The following is a 17990-nucleotide window of genomic DNA, read 5'->3' on the forward strand; positions in this document are numbered from 1 at the left end:
TATCGCGGTGAGGGGGATGGGTTGGAGTGGGCCGCGTTCCGAAGGTGCGCTTGGAGGGGGTGTGTCAGTTGGAGGCGAGGTGTCGAGGGGGCTTGATGGTTCGGTTGGGGGTGAGCGGTTGCTCGGGGAGGCGTCGGCTGACGGGTGACGATCCGAAGGACGGGGTCTGCGTGCACGCCGGCGCGCCTGCGTCGACTGCCGGGCTATCGCGCCCGCTCGGCACGATCGGCGCGGTCGGCACTCTCGTCGTGGTCTGCGCGATCAGCGCTCTCATCGCGATCGGCGCGGTCAGCGCTGTCGTCGAGATCAGCGCTCCCGTCGAGATCGCCGTGCTCACCGTGCCCGCCATGCTCGGCACGATCCGCGCGGTCGCTGTGCCGGGCCTGCCCCGGGTGCGGAAGGTGCAGCCGGCCGTGGCTCCGGTCGGGCCCGGTCTTGCCGCGGGACACCGCGTCCACCGCGTCGGCAAGTCGATCGAGCACCGCGGACGCCTGCTCGTCGCTGATGGTCAGGGGCGGAAGGAGGCGTACGACACTGGAGTGACGGCCGCCGAGTTCGACGATCAGGCCACGTCGCAGGCACTCGCGCTGGATGGCTGCCGCGAGTTCGGGTGCGGCTGGGCGAGGGGAGCGTGCCGGGTCCCTCTGCACCGCCGCTGCCGTCCCCGCCCCTCCGCCGGCGCGGGCGAGGCCCATCGGCGGACTCCCAGCGCTCCGGGTCGGATCGAGTGCCCCGGGCGCTCCGACTCCGGCTCCAGGCCAACCCGGTTCCAGCGAGGCCCCCGGCGCCGACTGGTCAGCAGCTCCTCCGTGCCGGCCCGAAGCGGTGAGCCCATCGAACCCCTCCTCGGGCGCCCAGACCGCCGACTGCTTCTCATCCCGCTCAGGTTCGGCCTCCGGCTCCACCACCTCGACCCCGATCATCAACCCCCTCCCCCGCACATCCCCGATGCAGGCGTACTCCCCCGCGAGTCCCTGAAGTTGGTGGAGCATCCGCGAGCCCAGTTCGGCCGCGCGCTCGGCGAGGCGGTTCTCTCGGACGTAGGCGAGCGTGGCCGTGCCGGCGGCCATGGCGAGTTGGTTGCCGCGGAAGGTGCCTGCGTGGGCTCCGGGTTGCCAGGCGTCGAGGTCGTCGCGGTAGACGATGACGGCAAGAGGCAGGCTGCCCCCGATGGCCTTGGAGAGGACCATGACATCGGGTGTGACGCCACTGTGCTCCACGGCCCAGAAGGATCCGGTACGCCCGACTCCTGTCTGGACCTCGTCGGCGATCAAGGGGATGGAGCGGTCGGCCGTGATCTGCCGCATACGCCGCAGCCACCCGTCCGGCGCGGGGATCACTCCGCCCTCGCCCTGGACGGGTTCGAGAATCATCCCGGCCGGGCGCCGGACGCCCGACTTGGGGTCGTCGAGGACGGACTCGGTCCAGCGGGCTGCGAGTTCGGCGCCGCGTTCGCCGCCGATGCCGAAGGGGCAGCGGTAGTCCTGCGGGTAGGGGAGGCGCGCGACCCGTACGTCGAAGGCGCCCCCGGAGGCTTCGAGCGCTCCGGCGGTCATGCCGTGGTAGGCGCCGCTGAAGGCGAGGATTCCGGTGCGGCCGGTCGCGGCTCGGACGAGCTTGAAGGCGGCTTCCACCGCGTCGGTGCCGGCCGGTCCGCAGAACTGCACCCGGGCGTTGTCGGCGAGACCGGGCGGCAGGGTGCGGAACAGCTCGGTGATGAAGTCGTCCTTGACGGGTGTCGCCAGGTCGAGGACATGCAGGGGGGCACCGGAGTCGAGGACCCCGCGGATGGCCTCCAGGACCACGGGATGGTTGTGTCCGAGCGCCAACGTTCCTGCACCGGAGAGGCAGTCCAGATAGCGGCTGCCGTCCGCACCCTCGATGGTCAGCCCTCGTGCTCGCACCGGCACGATCGGCAGGGCACGTGCGTAGGTGCGCGCCGCCGACTCGCGCGCCGACTGACGGCGAAGGATGCCCTCGTGTACGGCACCCACCCCCGCCGACTCGGACATACCCCCGCGCACAGATTCGGTCACGGCCATGGCTCCCTGTCCTCCCGCTGTCCAGGGGCGAGCAGGTCTCTCGCATCCTCGCCCGACCCGACATACGAAGCCCCGCGAGCGTCCACTCGAAACTCCGGGGAACTGGGCACGGGGGACCGCACACGGGTGGCGGACCCCCACGGCTACCAACCGTGGACCGTTCGCCCGGTTACGGGTTGCTTCAAGATCCTTGCCGAGACAAAACCGTCGCGGGCGCGGCCACGACCCGAGGTGCGGATGTGGCCGAGGAACACGGTGTCGTGGAGGCCGGTACGCCACGGGACGGCGCCGCTGCGAGGGCCGTTCGCAGGACCTGTTCGGCGCCCGGCCCTCACCCCGGACGCGAGCTGTCGCCTTCGTCGCACCTGGCGGCAGCCAATACCTGGACGCCCGAGGAGGGCAGGCCCACGTACACGGCACTACGGCCACGTCCCTGCGCCTCGGTGAGGCCGCCCCGACGGTCGGCACGTCGACGTGTCCCAGATCCCGGACCGACCCAGAAAGCTCGAGTTCCCGACCACGGTCAGCGCACCCAGTCGGCAGAAATAGGGAGGTGCGCTAAGTTTCCGCCGTGAAGCGACATGTGGTGGCCGTGGCTGTGGCGGATGGTGCCCCGACGCTCGAACTGGCGGTTCCCTGCGAGGTGTTCGGTATCGATCGCAGTGATCTGGTCGACCCCTGGTACGAGTTGCGGTTGTGTGCCGCACAGCCGGGGCCGCTGCGTACGGCGGCGGGGCTCATCGTGCCCACCTCGGACGGGCTGGACCGACTGGGCGAGGCCGACACCGTGGTCGTGGCCGCGTGTTCCCGGGCCGTACAGCTCGATCCCTCCGCCGACCTGCTGGAAGCCGTGCGCCGGGCTCATGAGCTGGGTCGTCGCATCGTCTCCATCTGCTCCGGCGCGTATGTGCTGGCCGCGGCGGGGCTGCTGGACGGGCGGCGGGCCACGGCGCACTGGATGAGCGCGATGGACTTCACGCATCGGTTCCCCGACGTCGACTTCGACCCGGCCTCCCTCTATATCCAGGACGGCACGATCCTCACCTCGGCCGGCACGGGATCCGCCATCGATCTCTGTCTCCATCTGGTCCGGCAGGACCACGGCTCGGCGGTGGCCAACGAGGTGGCCCGGCGTATGGTCGTCCCACCTCACCGTGAGGGCGGACAGGCCCAGTACGCGCGGCCGCCGGTCCGGGTGCGCAAGGCGAGCGACACCCTGGCGCCGGTTCTGGAATGGGCCCGCCGCCATCTGCACGAGCAGTTGACGGTGCCTCAATTGGCGCGGGAGGCGGGGTTGAGCGAGCGCACGTTCGCCCGCCGGTTCCGCGAGACGTTCGGTACGACGCCGCTGCAGTGGATCCTGCAGGAACGCGTCCGGCTCGCTCAGGAGTTGCTGGAGACGACGGACGACGCCGTCGAGAGCGTGGCGCAGCGCACCGGGTTCGGTGGCGCCACCAACCTTCGGTACCACTTCGGTCGGCTCACCGGGGTGTCGCCGCAGACATACCGTCACGTCTTCCGCCATCGCACGGCACAACAGCGGCGCGCGGGCTGGGCAGAAGAGATGCCGTCGGAGAGGTGAGATCGGCGGTGTTCCGGACAAGTTGCCAGCTCAGGCAGCCCGTAGCGAAACCGTTGCCGTTCTGTCGGTGCTCCCCCACAGCGAGCGCATAGTGTGTGGTGCCGTCCAACTCGCTGCGCCGACGCACCCTGACAGCCCGCATGACCAGCAGGTGATCAAGAAGAGTCATCAGCGGAAAGTCATGGCCGCCGCAGCGCCAAGTACCGTCACTCCAGGGGGAGTCAGATCATGCGATCGATACGGCCGTCGTTCACCGCCCGCCGAGGGAGGAGCGCGCGCCGCAGATTCTCCCCGGTGCCCCTGGTCGCGCTCACCGCGGCGCTGGCCCTCACCGTCACCGCCTGTGAATCGGGCGACGCCGAAGCAGGTGCCGACGCCGGCGCCTCCGCCGCGGCGGGGGGTGAAGGAAAGATCACGATCCCGGACGACATCAAGGACCAGCTCAAGGAGCACGGGATCGACATCGACAAGTGGAAGGACGGCGCCTGGAAGAACTGGGACCGGGACGACTGGCTGCGCGAGGCCAAGGACTACATCAACCCGATCATCGAGGGCCTGTGGGACCCGGATCGCATGCGTGACGCCGAGGACCCGGACCGGGGCGTCGACGACAGCGACCTCGCCGGTGACCAGGGAGTGACCGATCCGACGCCGCAACCGGTGGACGCGCAGGCCGTGTCGCCCGCGTACCACGCCAACGCCCCCGAGGCGGGCAAGGTGTTCTTCGACTCCCCCGAGGGCACGATGGTGTGCTCGGCGACGGTCGTGAAGGACCCGGCCCACCCCGGTAAGTCCAACATGGTGTGGACGGCAGGTCACAGTGTGCACGCCGGCAAGAGCGGCGGCTGGTACCGCAACATCGCGTTCGTGCCGTCGTACAACGACAAGGCCATGAGCGCGGACGCGATGAAGGGCGCCACCAAGGAGCAGGCCGCCCCGTACGGCGTCTGGTGGGCGGAGTGGGCGCAGACCTCCGACCAGTGGATCGCACAGGGCGGCCCGACGGGCGGGGACGGCGCGTCGTACGACTTCGCGGTGCTGCATGTGAAGCCGGAGGCGGGCGGCAACGGCAAGTCGCTGGAGGAGACGGTCGGTTCGGCCCTTCCCGTGGACTTCAACGCCCCGGCCGTTCCCGACGTGGACAGCATCAAGGCGATCGGCTACCCGGCCGCCGCGCCGTTCGACGGCCAGAAGCTGTACCAGTGCCAGGACCAGCCGGGCCGTCTGTCGCTCAAGACCTCCGATCCGACCATGTACCGCATCGGTTGCACTATGACCGGCGGTTCGTCCGGTGGCGGCTGGATCGCGGCGGGTTCGGACGGCAAGCCCGCGCTTGTGTCCAACACCTCGATCGGGCCGGTGGACGCCGGCTGGCTGGCCGGGCCGCGGCTCGGCAAGGAGGCCAAGACGATCTTCGACGGGGTGAGCGAGAAGTTCGCCGGTCAGTGACGATCGCCGAAGCCCAAGGGTGACGGCGCCGCGCGGCGGTGGGACGGTGGGGAGAAACCTTCACCGCCTCACCGCCGTTCGCTCTCAACTCCACGGGCATAGTGGGGTGTCGCGTTCAAGGGCCGCGCAGGTGCCCGCACTTGGCAGGCCCCGCCGCGACTCGAGAAAGACACGCGCACGGCAGCATCACGCTTCAACGGGGGTTACCGCACCATGCGTTCCACATCCACGCCCGAAACTCCACGCCGCCGACGGCATTCCGCCCTCGCCGCCACCGGACTGCTCGCCGCACTGGCGCTGACCGCGACCGCCTGCTCGGCCGAGGAGGCGAGCGACCGGGCCGACGCCGCCGCGTCGCAGGCCGCCGACGCCGCGGGTGACGGCAAGATCGAGATTCCCGCCGAGCTCGCGGACAAGCTCAAAGAGCACGGCATCGACATCGACGAGTGGAAGGACGGCGCCTGGAAGGACTGGGACAAGGACAAGTGGCTCAGCGAGGCCAAGGACTTCGTCAACCCGGTCATCGAGGGCCTGTGGAAGCCTGACCGGATGCAGTCCGCGAAGGAGGCCAACAAGACGATCACCACCCAGGACGCCGCCGCGGACCAGGGCGTGAGCGATCCGGAACCGGCCCTCGTCCAGGCGACGGCCGAGAAGACGCCGTACCACCAGAACGCGGCCCCGGTCGGCAAGGTCTTCTTCGACACCCCCGACGGCCCGGCCGTCTGCTCCGGCACGGTCGTCAAGGACGTCAACCACCCCGGCAAGTCCAACCTCGTCTGGACGGCCGGTCACTGTGTGCACGCCGGTCAGGGCGGTGGCTGGTACCGGAACATCGCCTTCGTCCCGGCGTACAACGACCTCGGCAAGTCCGAGGCGGAGCTGGGCAGTGCGACGAACGCGGAGATCGCCCCCTACGGCAACTGGTGGGCCGACTGGGTCTCGACCTCCAACGAGTGGATCCAGGGCGGCTCGGAGACGGGCGGCGACGGCGCCGCGTACGACTACGCCGTCCTGCATGTGAAGCCGGAGTCAGGCGCGAAGTCCCTTGAGGAGACGACCGGCGCCCTGGACGTCGACTTCACCGCCCCGTCCGCGACCGAGGTCGACACGATGGGTGCCTGGGGCTACCCGGCGGCACCGCCGTTCAACGGCCTGCAGATGTACAAGTGCCTCGACCGTCCGGGCCGTCTCTCGCTCAGCCCGGCCCTGCCGACGATGTACCGCATCGGCTGCACGATGACCGGCGGTTCCTCGGGCGGCGGCTGGTTCCGCGTCGTGAACGGCAGGACCACGCTGGTCTCGAACACCTCGATCGGCCCGGAGGACCACACTTGGCTCGCGGGCCCGCAGCTGGGCACCGGGGCGGAGTCGCTGTACCAGAACATGAGCAAGACGTACGGCGGCCGGTGACCGCCGGCCCCTGACAGCCGCCGCCTGACCTGCCGGCACACACGAAGGCCCGCCTCCTACGACAGGAGACGGGCCTTCGGCGTTGCTACGACGACTCAGGCGGTCGGCGTCGGAACGTACGGCGCGAGATCCGCCGCCAGCTCCTCATGCACCCGCACCTTGAGCAGCGTGCCCTCCGGGGTGTGCTCCTCGGAGATCACCTCGCCCTCGGTGTGGGCGCGGGCGACCAGCTTGCCGTGTGTGTACGGCACCAGGGCCTCGATCTCGACGGACGGCCTGGGCAGCTCGTTGTCGATGAGGGCGAGCAGTTCCTGGATGCCCTGGCCGGTGCGGGCCGAGACGGCGATGGAGCGCTTCTCGATCCGCATGAGCCGCTGAAGGGTCAGCGGGTCGGCCGCGTCCGCCTTGTTGATCACGACGATCTCGGGTACGTCGATCGCGCCGACGTCCCTGATCACCTCGCGCACGGCGGCCAGCTGCTCCTCCGGGGCGGGATGCGACCCGTCCACCACGTGCAGGATCAGATCGGACTCGCCGACTTCCTCCATGGTGGAGCGGAACGCCTCGACCAGGTGGTGCGGCAGATGCCGTACGAAGCCGACCGTGTCGGCCAGCGTGTACAGCCGTCCGCTCGGGGTCTCGGCCCGGCGCACGGTCGGGTCGAGGGTCGCGAACAGGGCGTTCTCGACGAGTACGCCCGCGCCCGTGAGGCGGTTGAGCAGGGAGGACTTGCCGGCGTTGGTGTAGCCCGCGATGGCGACCGAGGGCACCTTGTTGCGCCGGCGGACCTGGCGCTGGATGTCGCGGCCGGTCTTCATCTCCGCGATCTCCCGGCGCATCTTCGCCATCTTCTCGCGGATCCGTCGCCGGTCCGTCTCGATCTTGGTCTCACCGGGGCCACGGGTGGCGAGGCCGCCGCCCTTGCCGCCGCCCATCTGCCGGGACAGCGACTGACCCCAGCCTCGCAGCCTCGGCAGCATGTACTGCATCTGCGCGAGCGCGACCTGCGCCTTGCCCTCTCGGGACTTGGCGTGCTGGGCGAAGATGTCGAGGATCAGGGCCGTACGGTCGATGACCTTGACCTTGACGACGTCCTCGAGGTGGATGAGCTGGCCCGGGCTGAGCTCACCGTCGCAGATGACGGTGTCCGCGCCCGTCTCGAGGACGATGTCGCGTAGCTCACTGGCCTTGCCGGAGCCGATGTAGGTGGCCGCGTCGGGCTTGTCGCGGCGCTGGATCACGCCGTCGAGCACGAGCGCGCCCGCGGTCTCCGCGAGGGCGGCCAGCTCCGCGAGGGAGTTCTCCGAGTCCTGCGCGGTCCCCGAGGTCCAGACACCGACGAGCACGACGCGCTCCAGGCGGAGCTGGCGGTACTCGACCTCGGTGACGTCCTCGAGCTCGGTGGAGAGACCCACGACACGGCGCAGGGCCGCGCGGTCGGAGCGGTCGAACTGGTCGCCGTCCCGGTCTCCGTCGATCTCGTGGCTCCAGGCGACGTCCTCTTCCATCAGGGCATCGGCCCGACGACCTTCGGCGTGGGTGTGCGCGAAACGCTGGTTGTCCTGGGAAAAGGATGAAGAGGAGGTCATTGGGTCCTTACGTCGATCGGGAATCTGATGCGTCACTCATCACAACGCGCGAGCGCCCCGGGAGATTCCCGCGGGCCGTGCCGCGCCGACCCGAAAATGGTCGCACGGCACGGCCCGTCTCGTCACCGCCTTATTTCGCGGCCGTCCTACCAGCCGTCTTGCCGGCCGTCTTGCCGGTGGTCTTGCCGGCCGGCTTCTTGACCGGCTTCGTGGCCGGCTTCTTGACGGCCTTCGTGGGATCCAACGACTTCCACTCCGGGTGGCCCGGCATCGGCGGGGTCTTCTTGCCGTACAGCCAGGCGTGCAGGAACCCGTCGAGGTCGCGTCCCGAGACCTCCTCCGCCAGCGCGACGAAGTCCGCGGTGGAGGCGACGCCGTCTTGGTGGCGGCTCACCCAGAGGCGCTCCAGACGCTCGAAGGCCTGGCGTCCGATCTCCTGCCGCAGGGCGTACAGGATCAGGGCGGCACCGTCGTAGACGTTCGGCCGGAAGATCCCGTTCTTCTTGCCGGCGGCCGGCGCCTTGGGTGCCGCGGGCGGCCCGCCTGCCGCGCGCCAGCGATCGGAGGCGGAGTACGCGGCCTTCATCCGCGCCTCCATCGGCCGGTCGGCGGTCTCCGCCGCGTACAGGGCCTCGTACCAGGTGGCATGTCCCTCGCTGAGCCACAGGTCGGACCAGGTGCGCGGGCTGACGCTGTCGCCGAACCACTGGTGCGCCAGTTCGTGCACCATGATCGACTCGACGTACCACTTCGGGAAGGCGGTCTGGGTGAAAAGCTCCCTCTCGAACAGCGACAGGGTCTGCGTCTCGAGTTCGAAGCCGGTCGAGGCGTGCGCCATGAGCAGCCCGTACGTCTCGAAGGGGTACCGCCCGACCTTCTTCTCCATCCAGGCGAGGTGACCGGGCGTCTTCTTCAGCCACGGTTCGAGCCGCTCGCGGTCCTCGCGGGCCACGACGTCCCGCACCGGCAGCCCGTGCGGGCCCTTGCGGTGCACCACCTCGGAGCGGCCGATGGACACCTGGGCGAGCTCGGTGGCCATGGGATGCCGGGTCCGGTACGTCCATGTCGTCGAGCGGCCCGCGCGGTCCACGCCCGTCGGGAGTCCGTTGGCGACGGCGGTGTAGCCGTTGGGCGCGGTGACCCGGATGGTGAACAGCGCCTTGTCGGAGGGGTGGTCGTTGCACGGGAACACGACATGCGCGGCGTCGGCCTGGTTGGCCATGGCCAGCCCGTCCGTGGTCCGTACCCAGCCGCCTTCCCGCTTCTCGCCGTAGACGGGGTCGCTGGTGTGCCGCACGGTAATCCGCGTCCAGGTGCCTTCGGGCAGCGCCTCCGAGGGCGTGACCACTAGGTCCTCACCGGCACTGCTGAACGCGGCGGGCTCCCCGTCGACCACGACGGACTCGACCTTGCCGTGCGCGAAGTCCAGGTTGACGCGGTCCAGGTCCTCGGTGGTCCAGGCGTCAATGGTGGTGACGGCCTGGAGGGGCTTGTCGTTCTTGCCGGGATAGGTGAAGGACAGATCGTACGACGCCACGTCGTAGCCCGGGTTGCCCAGATGCGGGTAGAGGCGGTCGCCGATGCCCAGCGGCGTGGCGGGCGCACTGGCGGCGAGGAGGCAGAGGGAGACGGCGGCGGAGACCATCGCGGGCACCCTCAGGCGCCGGCTGGGACGAGGCGCACGCCGAACCTCGTTACGGGGGGTGAGGAGCATGCCCCACGGCTATCAGCACACAGTCACAGGACGTCGACGACGCGCGCCCGACCCACCCGAACGAGTGGGCACCCGCGACACCCTGACGGAGCGTGCGCCGACAGCCCGCATTAACTCCGCGCTCACGCACCCTGTGTCTGCGGCTGCGCCCTGCTCACGTCGTACACGCCGCCCACATTGCGCATGGCACGCATGAGCCCGGGAAGCAGCGCCGCATCCGGGAGTTGGACCGTGTAGGTGTGCCGCACGCGCTGCTGCGTAGGAGGCTCGACGGTGGCCGAGACGATTTCCGCGCCTTCCATGGCCATCGCTTCGGTGAGGTCTGCCAGGAGATGCGGGCGAACGAACGATTCGGCGACCAGGGTGACCCGGCACTCAGTGGTGTCCCCCCAGCGCACATCGACCTCGGCACGCCCCCCACTCTTCATGCGCGCCACCGCGGCGCATGAGACGCGATGCACGGTCACCACTCCCCCACGTACGGAGAATCCGGTGATCTCGTCGGGCGGTACGGGGGTACAGCACCCGGCGAGGCGCACATTCGCCCCGGGCCGGTCGGCGAGGACGTTGGCCGTGGACCGGCCGACGGCGCCTTCCGTGGCCTGCCGCGCGGCCGAACCCTCCGCCGTGGGCCCGTCCGCCGCTCCCCGGAAGGCCACGCCCGGCTCCTTGGCCTCCGCGCCGGCCTGTGGGGGATGCGCGGCCAGCCACCGCTGGATGGCGATGCGCGCGGCGGGCGTATGGGCGTGCTCCAGCCACTCCCGGGAGGGCTCGGATGCCGGGTCCTGCCCCATCAGCAGCTGGACGGTGTCGCCGTCCCGCAGCACGGTGCTGAGCGTCGCGAGGCGCCCGTTGACGCGGGCTCCGATGCACGCGTGCGCGTCCTCCCCGTACTGCGCATAGGCGGCGTCCACACAGGTCGCCCCCTCGGGCAGCCCCAGGGTGCCCCCGTCGGGCCGGAACACGGTGATCTCCCGGTCCTGTGCGAGGTCCTCACGCAGGGTGGACCAGAAGGTGTCCGGATCCGGCGCCGCCTCCTGCCAGTCGAGGAGGCGGGACAGCCAGCCGGGCCGGGTGGGGTCGGCGCGCTCGCCGTCCACGGTCTGCTCCTCGGGGGACGAGGCGTAGGGGTTGCCGAGTGCGACGACTCCGGCCTCGGCGACACGGTGCATCTGATGGGTACGGATGAGGACTTCGGCGACCTGTCCGTCCGCGCGGGCGACCGCGGTGTGCAGCGACTGGTACAGGTTGAACTTGGGGACGGCGATGAAGTCCTTGAACTCCGAGACGACGGGCGTCATACAGGTGTGCAGCTCGCCCAGTACGCCGTAACAGTCGGCGTCCTCGTTGACGAGCACCAGGAGCCGTCCGAAGTCGGAGCCCCGCAGCCGTCCGCGCTTGCGGGACACCCGGTGGACCGAGACGAAGTGCCTTGGCCGGATGAGGACTTCGGCCTGGATGTCCGCCTCGCGCAGTACGCCGCGGACCTCGTCGGCGATCTCCGCGAGCGGGTCGTCCGCGCGGGAGGCGTTCTCGACGATCAACTCCCGTGTGTGCTCGTACTCCTCGGGGTGGAGGATCGCGAAGACCAGGTCCTCCAGCTCGGACTTGAGGGCCTGGACGCCGAGCCGTTCGGCGAGCGGGATGAGGACGTCACGGGTCACCTTGGCGATCCGGGCCTGTTTCTCGGGCCGCATCACGCCGAGCGTGCGCATGTTGTGGAGCCGGTCGGCGAGTTTGATCGACATCACACGCACGTCGTTGCCGGTGGCGACGAGCATCTTGCGGAAGGTCTCGGGCTCGGCGGCGGCGCCGTAGTCGACCTTCTCCAGTTTGGTGACGCCGTCCACGAGGAAGCGCACTTCCTCGCCGAACTGCTCCCTGACCTGATCGAGCGTCACATCGGTGTCCTCGACGGTGTCGTGGAGCAGAGAGGCCGTCAAGGTCGTGGTCTCGGCGCCGAGTTCGGCGAGGATGAGGGTCACCGCGAGGGGGTGGGTGATGTACGGCTCGCCGCTCTTGCGCATCTGGCCGCGGTGCGAGGACTCGGCCAGGACATAGGCGCGGCGCAGCGGTTCGAGGTCGGCGTCGGGGTGGTGGGCCCGGTGGGCGTCGACGACATGGCCGATCGCGTCGGGCAGCCCTCGGCGTGGGGCGGGGCCGAGCAGCGCCGCCCGGCCGAGGCGGCGCAGGTCGATGCGTGCGCGGGCCTTCCTGCGCGGCACGGCAGCCGGCACGGGGCCCGCTACCGGGCCTGGCGTCGCGGAATTCGTGGCCTCCGCACTCATGGGCACCTCCGGCTGCGTAACCGGCGGACGGGGTACCCCATGGCGGACACGGCTCAGGGGATGGCGGCTTGTCCCCCGTCCGGGCCGGTGCTTGATGCTACCGAGCCCATCACGTGTGGCTGACCGCCTCCGGCCGAGCGTGAAACGGATCACCCATTCGAGCGAGGGTTTGCAGGTTTACGGTTTTGCGCCATGCGACCAGCGGCTGTTCGCACTTTCCAACGCCGACGGGGCGTCAGAACCCCTACTCCCCAAGCTCAGGCGCCTCATGACCCCGCATCCCGGCCACGGTCCGCTCAGCGGGCGATCGTTTCCAGCCAGTCCGCGTCGATCTCGCCCTCGGCCACGATCACCGCGGGACCGGTCATCTCGATCTCACCGTCGGGCCGCTCGGTGATCACGAGTGTGCCGCCGGGCACATCGACGGTGTACGTCGCGGGGGCACCGGTGAGCGCCGGGTCGGCACCGTCGCGGCGCGCGGCGGCCACGGCGACGGCGCACGCGCCGGTCCCGCACGACCGGGTCTCGCCCGCCCCGCGCTCGTGCACGCGCAGGGCGACATGACGGGGCCCGCGGTCGACCACGAACTCGACATTGACCCCGTCCGGGTAGACGGAGGCCGGGCTGAACGGTGGCGGGGAGTACAGATTGCCGGCGTGCGCGAGGTCGTCCACGAAGGCGACCGCGTGCGGGTTGCCCATGTTCACGTTCCGCGCGGGCCAGCTGCGCTCACCGACGCTGACCGTGACGTCGCCCTCGGGGAGGCGGGCCCTGCCCATGCCGACGGTGACGTCACCGTCCTTGTCGATGTGGACGGTCTTCACTCCGCCGCGCGTGGCGACGGCCAGATCACCCTCGGTGACATGCCCGGCGTGCTGGAGGTAGCGCGCGAAGACCCGTACGCCGTTGCCGCACATCTCGGCGATGGAGCCGTCGCCGTTGCGGTAGTCCATGAACCACTCGGCGTCGGCCGCCATGTCCTGGGCCTCGGGGTGCGCCGCGGACCGTACGACGTGCAGCAGGCCGTCACCGCCGATGCCCGCGCGGCGGTCGCACAGGGCGGCGACGGTGGCCGGGGGCAGGTCGATGGCGTTCTCCGGGTCCGGGACGATCACGAAGTCGTTCTCAGTGCCGTGACCCTTGAGGAAGGCGATCCGCGTGCTCATTCCTCGATCGTACGGTGCCGCTACGACAGAGCGGAAAGAGCGCCTTCAGCGCAGACGGGCCACTCGCCACACGGCCAGGACGACGATCGCGGCGACGACCAGGACGTAAGCGATCACGACCCGCCAGTCCAGGCGGCGCTCGGAGCCCCGCTGCGGCAGCCCGGGCCACGTGTAACCGACTCGGCGGGCGGCCATCATGCCCCAGCCGGCGGCGCAGGAGCAGATGAGGAGCCCCAGCATGGCGATCACGGCGCCGCTGTCGCCGAAGTCGAAGGCCAGCGGGAAGGCGAACATCAGGGAGCCGACGGCTGCCAGGCCGACGATGGGCGCGAGCTGCCAGATGCGCAGTCGGCGCTGCGGGCGCAGCTCGACCTCGACCTCGGGGCCGGAGTCGTACATCTCCTCCGGCTCGGGACCGTCGTCGGTGACGCCGCCCTCGGTCTCGTCGAGCGCGTCGGGAATCGGACGGTCGCCTTCCGGCTTCCGCTCACCCGTGTCAGTGGTGACGTGCTCGGTGCCTTGTGCGGTGTCGCGAGGGCCGGCCTCCATCGCCACGCGCCCTCCCAACTCGGACTCCACTTGGTCGATCGAAGCTCGATGATGGCATGGCGCCGGAGGCCGGGATGACGGCCGGAGCGTCCCGATGCCATCACGTGATCAGGCTGTAACCGGTCGTTCGACCAACGCCAGTGCGAGATGCGGAAGTTCTGTGAGATCTGCCGCAGCCCCACTGAGCCAGTGCACCCGCGGGTCCCGTCTGAACCATGAATCCTGGCGGCGCGCGAAGCGCTTGGTGGCACGGACGGTCTCGGCCCGCGCCTCCTCAAGGGTGCACTCGCCCGCGAGCGCCGCGAGCACCTGCTGGTAGCCGAGCGCACGCGAGGCCGTACGCCCCTCACGCAACCCCTGCGCCTCCAGCGCGCGCACTTCCTCCACGAGCCCGGCGTCCCACATCCGGTCCACCCGGCGCGCGATGCGCTCGTCCAGCTCCGGGCGGGCCACGTCGACGCCGATCTGGACCGTGTCATAGACCGAGTCATGGCCGGGGAGGTTGGCGGTGAAGGGCTGGCCGGTGATCTCGATCACTTCGAGGGCCCGGACGATACGGCGACCGTTGCTCGGCAGGATCGCCCGCCCTGCCTCGGGGTCGGCGGCGGCAAGGCGGGCGTGCAGCGCGCCGGAGCCTCGCAGGGCGAGCTCCTCCTCCAGGCGGGCCCTGACCTCCGGGTCGGTGCCGGGAAACTCCAGGTTGTCGACGGCTCCGCGGACGTACAGTCCCGAGCCGCCGACCAGGATCGGCCAGCGGCCCTCGGCGAGCAGTGCGTCGATCCGCTCGCGTGCGAGTCGCTGGTACTCGGCGACGGACGCCGTGACCGTCACGTCCCAGATGTCGAGGAGGTGGTGCGGGACTCCCGCGCGCTCCTCGGGCGTCAGCTTGGCGGTGCCGATGTCCATCCCTCGGTAGAGCTGCATGGAGTCGGCGTTGACGACCTCACCGCCCAGTTGCCGGGCCAGGAAGACGCCCAGATCGGACTTTCCGGCTGCGGTGGGGCCGACGACGGCGATGACTCTGGGGGTGGGAGGTGCACTGCTCACCGCCCCAGTCTCGCAAACCTCACGGGGTGGCCTCGAACGAGTTACGTGACGGCACACGCCCGGGGTCGTTGCCTGTTGCGAGGTTTTCGCCGCCGGTTCGGTGGAGGCGGTGACCCGGGGGCGCAAACGGACGCACCGGACGACGCGGGATTTCGCCCGCACGAGTAACGTATGGAGTGGATATGGGCGTTTTCGCACGGATTTTTCGGAGGTCGAAGGCCTCGGAGGAGGCGTCAACCGCCGAGGTCCAGGCCGACACACCAACGGCCGAAGCCGCGGCGGAGCAGACGGCAGAGGCTGAGGGGTCGGTAGAGGCGCAGGCTGAGGACACGGCCCAGCCGGTCTCGGCGGAGTCCGTCGAGGGCGACGGCGACGACGGTGTCGAGATCCCCAAGCAGCAGTCCGCCGACGAGGCGGCCGACAGCGAGGCCGGTGAGGGCGCCCGCACATAACTGCCCCGCGCGGGAAGGTGAACGATGGGTCTTCTGGACAATTTGAAAGCCAAACTCGCCCCGGCCAAGGACAAGGTCTCTGACTTCGCCCAGCGGCACGAGGGAAAGGTCCATCACGGCATCGAAAAGGCCGCCAAGGCCGTCGACGAGAAGACCAAGGGCAAGTACAAGGAAAAGATCCACACGGGTACGGGCAAGGCCAAGGGCGCCATGGACCGACTCGCGCACAAGGGCGACGACACGGCGACCGGCGGCAGCACACCGCCGTCGGACTCACCCCCGCCGACCACCTGAAACGGCACTTCGACGGACGGCCGCGGAGCTTGACGGGCTCCCCGGCCGTCCGCCGTTTCCGCCCCGTCGCCTGCTTCTGGGCCTATGACCAGGTCGCGACCATGTACCCCACGCCGTACGGAGCGTCCTCGTACAGCAGGGCGCCCGACAGGCCCGCCTCCTCGGCGGCGCCCGCGAGGACCTGCCAGGGAGCCCGGCCCGACACCTTGAGTTCATGCGCGAGCTCGGTGTCCAGCGTCCGCAGTGCGGCCAGGTCCGCCTTGCCCAGGGCATGCGCGACGGACGCGTCGAAGGGTGCCGCTCGCTCGTCGAGATAGCCGGGTGCCTTGAGCGTGCGGCAGGCGCTGGCGTCGCCCATCACCAGCAGCGCCACCCGCTCGGCCCGGACGGCGATGTCCCTCCCGATGTTGATACACCGCTCGGGCGTCAGAGGTTCCCCCACTCCGAGTCCCTCGATCGGGGCGTCCGACCATCCGGTCCGCTCCAGCAGCCAGGCGGCCACGGCGAGTGAGGCCGGAAGCCCGCGTTCCGACGGTTCCGGTGCGTCGGCGTCGTCCTTGGGCCGTCCCAGCCGTACGTCGATGTCCACGCCGAAGCCGCGGAAGGAGCCCCGCGTCCCCTGCGCGTACGTCCCGTGCTCGTGCTCCACGCCGGGCCCGACGACCACGAGCAGATCGGGGCGGGCCGCCGCGAGCAGGCCGAGCGCGTCGGTGCAGGCGGCCCGCGCGGGGTCCAGTTCGGGCGCGGCGCCCGCGGCGACGTCGGGCACGAGCAGGGGCGGGCAGGGGCAGACTGCGGCGGCGACGAGCATGATCGGCAGGGTAACGCCGTACCACTGTCCAGTGTCAGTCCTGGATCAGCACGTCGGTGAGGTCAGTCGCAGCCGCAGCCGCTCCCCGTGGCCACCGGCAGCGGTGCCGGAGCGCCGATCTTCGGCAGTCCCAGCATCACGCCGGCGGGCTTCGCGGCCTCGGCGGCGTTCCGCTTCTCCCAGGCGTCGCCCGCGCGGGTGCGGCGGAGGTCGAGGACGGCGCCCTCGGCGAGGAGGTGGTGCGGGGCGGCGTAGGTGATCTCGACGGTCACCACATCGCCGGGGCGGACCTCCTGGTCCGGCTTGGTGAAGTGGACGAGGCGGTTGTCGGGGGCGCGGCCGGACAGACGGTGGGTGGCGTCGTCCTTGCGGCCCTCGCCCTCGGCGACCATCAGCTCCAGGGTGCGACCGACCTGCTTCTTGTTCTCCTCCCAGGAGATCTCCTCCTGGAGGGCGACGAGGCGCTCGTAGCGCGCCTGGACGACCTTCTTGGGGATCTGGTCCTCCATGGTGGCGGCCGGGGTGCCGGGACGCTTGGAGTACTGGAAGGTGTAGGCCTGCGCGAACCGCGCCTCGCGCACCACGTGCATCGTCTGCTCGAAGTCCTCCTCGGTCTCGCCGGGGAAGCCCACGATGATGTCGGTGGTGATCGCGGCGTGCGGGATGGCGGCGCGGACCTTCTCGATGATCCCCAGGTAGCGCTCCTGGCGGTAGGAGCGGCGCATCGCCTTGAGGACCGTGTCCGAGCCGGACTGGAGCGGCATGTGCAGCTGCGGCATGACGTTCGGCGTCTCGGCCATCGCCGCGATCACGTCGTCGGTGAAGTCGCGCGGGTGCGGGGAGGTGAAACGGACGCGCTCCAGGCCGTCGATCGCGCCACACGCGCGTAGCAGCTTGCTGAACGCCTCGCGGTCGCCGATGTCGGAGCCGTACGCGTTGACGTTCTGGCCGAGCAGGGTGATCTCGGAGACGCCCTCGCCGACCAGTGCCTCGATCTCGGCGAGGATGTCGCCGGTGCGGCGGTCCTTCTCCTTGCCGCGCAGGGCCGGGACGATGCAGAAGGTGCAGGTGTTGTTGCAGCCGACGGAGATCGACACCCAGGCCGCGTAGGCGCTCTCGCGCCGGGTGGGCAGCGTCGAGGGGAACGCCTCAAGAGACTCGGCGATCTCGACCTGCGCCTCCTCCTGCACCCGGGCGCGCTCCAGCAGGACCGGCAGCTTGCCGATGTTGTGCGTGCCGAAGACGACGTCGACCCAGGGGGCCCGCTTCACGATGGTGTCGCGGTCCTTCTGCGCCAGGCAGCCGCCGACCGCGATCTGCATGCCGGGACGTCCGGCCTTCTTCGGGGCGAGGTGGCCGAGGTTGCCGTACAGCTTGTTGTCGGCGTTCTCGCGGACCGCGCAGGTGTTGAAGACGACGACGTCCGCGTCACCGTTCGCGTCCTCGGGCGCGCGAACGTAACCGGCGTCTTCGAGCAGCCCGGACAATCGCTCGGAATCGTGGACGTTCATCTGACACCCGTAGGTGCGAATTTCATAGGTTCTGGATGATCCACTGTCCACTGCCGGGCCCTGCTCACTGCTGATGGTCATGC

14 protein-coding genes are annotated in these 17990 nt (G+C 70.2%); 5 read left to right on the plus strand and 9 right to left on the minus strand.

Translation table 11 applies throughout. The features are described from left to right. Window positions 1-203: 203 nt before the first annotated feature. A complete protein-coding gene (locus IE325_RS39965) occupies window positions 204-2042 on the minus strand; it encodes a diaminobutyrate--2-oxoglutarate transaminase family protein (protein ID WP_229912378.1) in 1839 nt (612 codons plus the stop codon). Window positions 2043-2613: 571 nt separating this feature from the next. On the opposite strand from IE325_RS39965, the gene IE325_RS39970 reads away from it, so the two are divergent. From IE325_RS39970 to IE325_RS39980, 3 genes are all read left to right on the plus strand, one after another. After that, window positions 2614-3624: a GlxA family transcriptional regulator gene (locus IE325_RS39970; protein ID WP_190075095.1), complete on the plus strand. Its 1011-nt coding sequence runs from the start codon at window positions 2614-2616 to the stop codon at window positions 3622-3624. 228 nt (window positions 3625-3852) lie between these two features. Then, window positions 3853-5073: a trypsin-like serine peptidase gene (locus tag IE325_RS39975; protein WP_190075096.1), complete on the plus strand. Its 1221-nt coding sequence runs from the start codon at window positions 3853-3855 to the stop codon at window positions 5071-5073. 213 nt (window positions 5074-5286) lie between these two features. Further along, entirely contained in the window at window positions 5287-6486 is a 1200-nt protein-coding gene (locus IE325_RS39980) for a trypsin-like serine peptidase (protein ID WP_190075097.1), read from the plus strand. 95 nt (window positions 6487-6581) lie between these two features. Here IE325_RS39980 and hflX read toward each other — a convergent pair whose 3' ends face one another. The 6 genes from hflX to miaA all read right to left on the minus strand — a co-directional run bounded on the left by hflX (window position 6582) and on the right by miaA (window position 14839). Then, a complete protein-coding gene (gene hflX / locus IE325_RS39985; RefSeq protein ID WP_190075098.1) occupies window positions 6582-8075 on the minus strand; it encodes a GTPase HflX in 1494 nt (497 codons plus the stop codon). 130 nt (window positions 8076-8205) lie between these two features. After that, entirely contained in the window at window positions 8206-9789 is a 1584-nt protein-coding gene (locus IE325_RS39990) for a M1 family metallopeptidase (RefSeq protein ID WP_190075099.1), read from the minus strand. A gap of 122 nt (window positions 9790-9911) precedes the next feature. Further along, entirely contained in the window at window positions 9912-12077 is a 2166-nt protein-coding gene (locus tag IE325_RS39995; RefSeq protein ID WP_190075100.1) for a RelA/SpoT family protein, read from the minus strand. Between the two features lie 296 nt (window positions 12078-12373). Continuing rightward, a complete protein-coding gene (gene dapF, locus IE325_RS40000) occupies window positions 12374-13243 on the minus strand; it encodes a diaminopimelate epimerase (protein WP_190075101.1) in 870 nt (289 codons plus the stop codon). Between the two features lie 45 nt (window positions 13244-13288). After that, complete coding sequence (locus IE325_RS40005; RefSeq protein ID WP_190075147.1) at window positions 13289-13792, minus strand: hypothetical protein; 504 nt, start codon at window positions 13790-13792, stop codon at window positions 13289-13291. A gap of 108 nt (window positions 13793-13900) precedes the next feature. Continuing rightward, window positions 13901-14839, minus strand: coding sequence for a tRNA (adenosine(37)-N6)-dimethylallyltransferase MiaA (gene miaA / locus IE325_RS40010; protein WP_190075102.1), 939 nt, complete (start codon window positions 14837-14839; stop codon window positions 13901-13903). Window positions 14840-15021: 182 nt separating this feature from the next. Here miaA and IE325_RS40015 point away from each other — a divergent pair, with 182 nt between their 5' ends. Together IE325_RS40015 and IE325_RS40020 are read left to right on the plus strand one after the other, a co-directional pair. Next, window positions 15022-15291, plus strand: coding sequence for a hypothetical protein (locus IE325_RS40015; RefSeq protein WP_190075103.1), 270 nt, complete (start codon window positions 15022-15024; stop codon window positions 15289-15291). 24 nt (window positions 15292-15315) lie between these two features. Continuing rightward, the gene (locus IE325_RS40020; RefSeq protein ID WP_190075104.1) at window positions 15316-15585 is read left to right on the plus strand and encodes an antitoxin; all 270 of its coding nucleotides are present in this window, start codon (window positions 15316-15318) and stop codon (window positions 15583-15585) included. Between the two features lie 82 nt (window positions 15586-15667). Here IE325_RS40020 and IE325_RS40025 read toward each other — a convergent pair whose 3' ends face one another. After that, on the minus strand, window positions 15668-16396 hold the full coding sequence (locus tag IE325_RS40025; protein ID WP_190075105.1) for a class III extradiol dioxygenase subunit B-like domain-containing protein: 729 nt from the start codon (window positions 16394-16396) through the stop codon (window positions 15668-15670). A gap of 62 nt (window positions 16397-16458) precedes the next feature. Beyond that, complete coding sequence (miaB, locus tag IE325_RS40030; RefSeq protein WP_190075106.1) at window positions 16459-17988, minus strand: tRNA (N6-isopentenyl adenosine(37)-C2)-methylthiotransferase MiaB; 1530 nt, start codon at window positions 17986-17988, stop codon at window positions 16459-16461. Window positions 17989-17990 lie beyond the last annotated feature (2 nt).

The sequence above is a fragment of the Streptomyces lanatus genome (assembly GCF_014655715.1).
GTDB lineage: Bacteria > Actinomycetota > Actinomycetes > Streptomycetales > Streptomycetaceae > Streptomyces > Streptomyces lanatus.

Bases quoted from the DNA above. Each gene is read 5' to 3' on its own strand.
- IE325_RS39965 (WP_229912378.1), bottom strand. From the start codon at position 2,042: ATGGCCGTGACCGAATCTGTGCGCGGGGGTATGTCCGAGTCGGCGGGG.
- IE325_RS39975 (WP_190075096.1), top strand. From the start codon at position 3,853: ATGCGATCGATACGGCCGTCGTTCACCGCCCGCCGAGGGAGGAGCGCG.
- IE325_RS39980 (WP_190075097.1), top strand. From the start codon at position 5,287: ATGCGTTCCACATCCACGCCCGAAACTCCACGCCGCCGACGGCATTCC.
- hflX (WP_190075098.1), bottom strand. From the start codon at position 8,075: ATGACCTCCTCTTCATCCTTTTCCCAGGACAACCAGCGTTTCGCGCAC.
- IE325_RS39990 (WP_190075099.1), bottom strand. From the start codon at position 9,789: ATGCTCCTCACCCCCCGTAACGAGGTTCGGCGTGCGCCTCGTCCCAGC.
- IE325_RS39995 (WP_190075100.1), bottom strand. From the start codon at position 12,077: ATGAGTGCGGAGGCCACGAATTCCGCGACGCCAGGCCCGGTAGCGGGC.
- dapF (WP_190075101.1), bottom strand. From the start codon at position 13,243: ATGAGCACGCGGATCGCCTTCCTCAAGGGTCACGGCACTGAGAACGAC.
- IE325_RS40005 (WP_190075147.1), bottom strand. From the start codon at position 13,792: ATGGAGGCCGGCCCTCGCGACACCGCACAAGGCACCGAGCACGTCACC.
- IE325_RS40015 (WP_190075103.1), top strand. From the start codon at position 15,022: ATGGGCGTTTTCGCACGGATTTTTCGGAGGTCGAAGGCCTCGGAGGAG.
- IE325_RS40020 (WP_190075104.1), top strand. From the start codon at position 15,316: ATGGGTCTTCTGGACAATTTGAAAGCCAAACTCGCCCCGGCCAAGGAC.
- IE325_RS40025 (WP_190075105.1), bottom strand. From the start codon at position 16,396: ATGCTCGTCGCCGCCGCAGTCTGCCCCTGCCCGCCCCTGCTCGTGCCC.
- miaB (WP_190075106.1), bottom strand. From the start codon at position 17,988: ATGACCATCAGCAGTGAGCAGGGCCCGGCAGTGGACAGTGGATCATCC.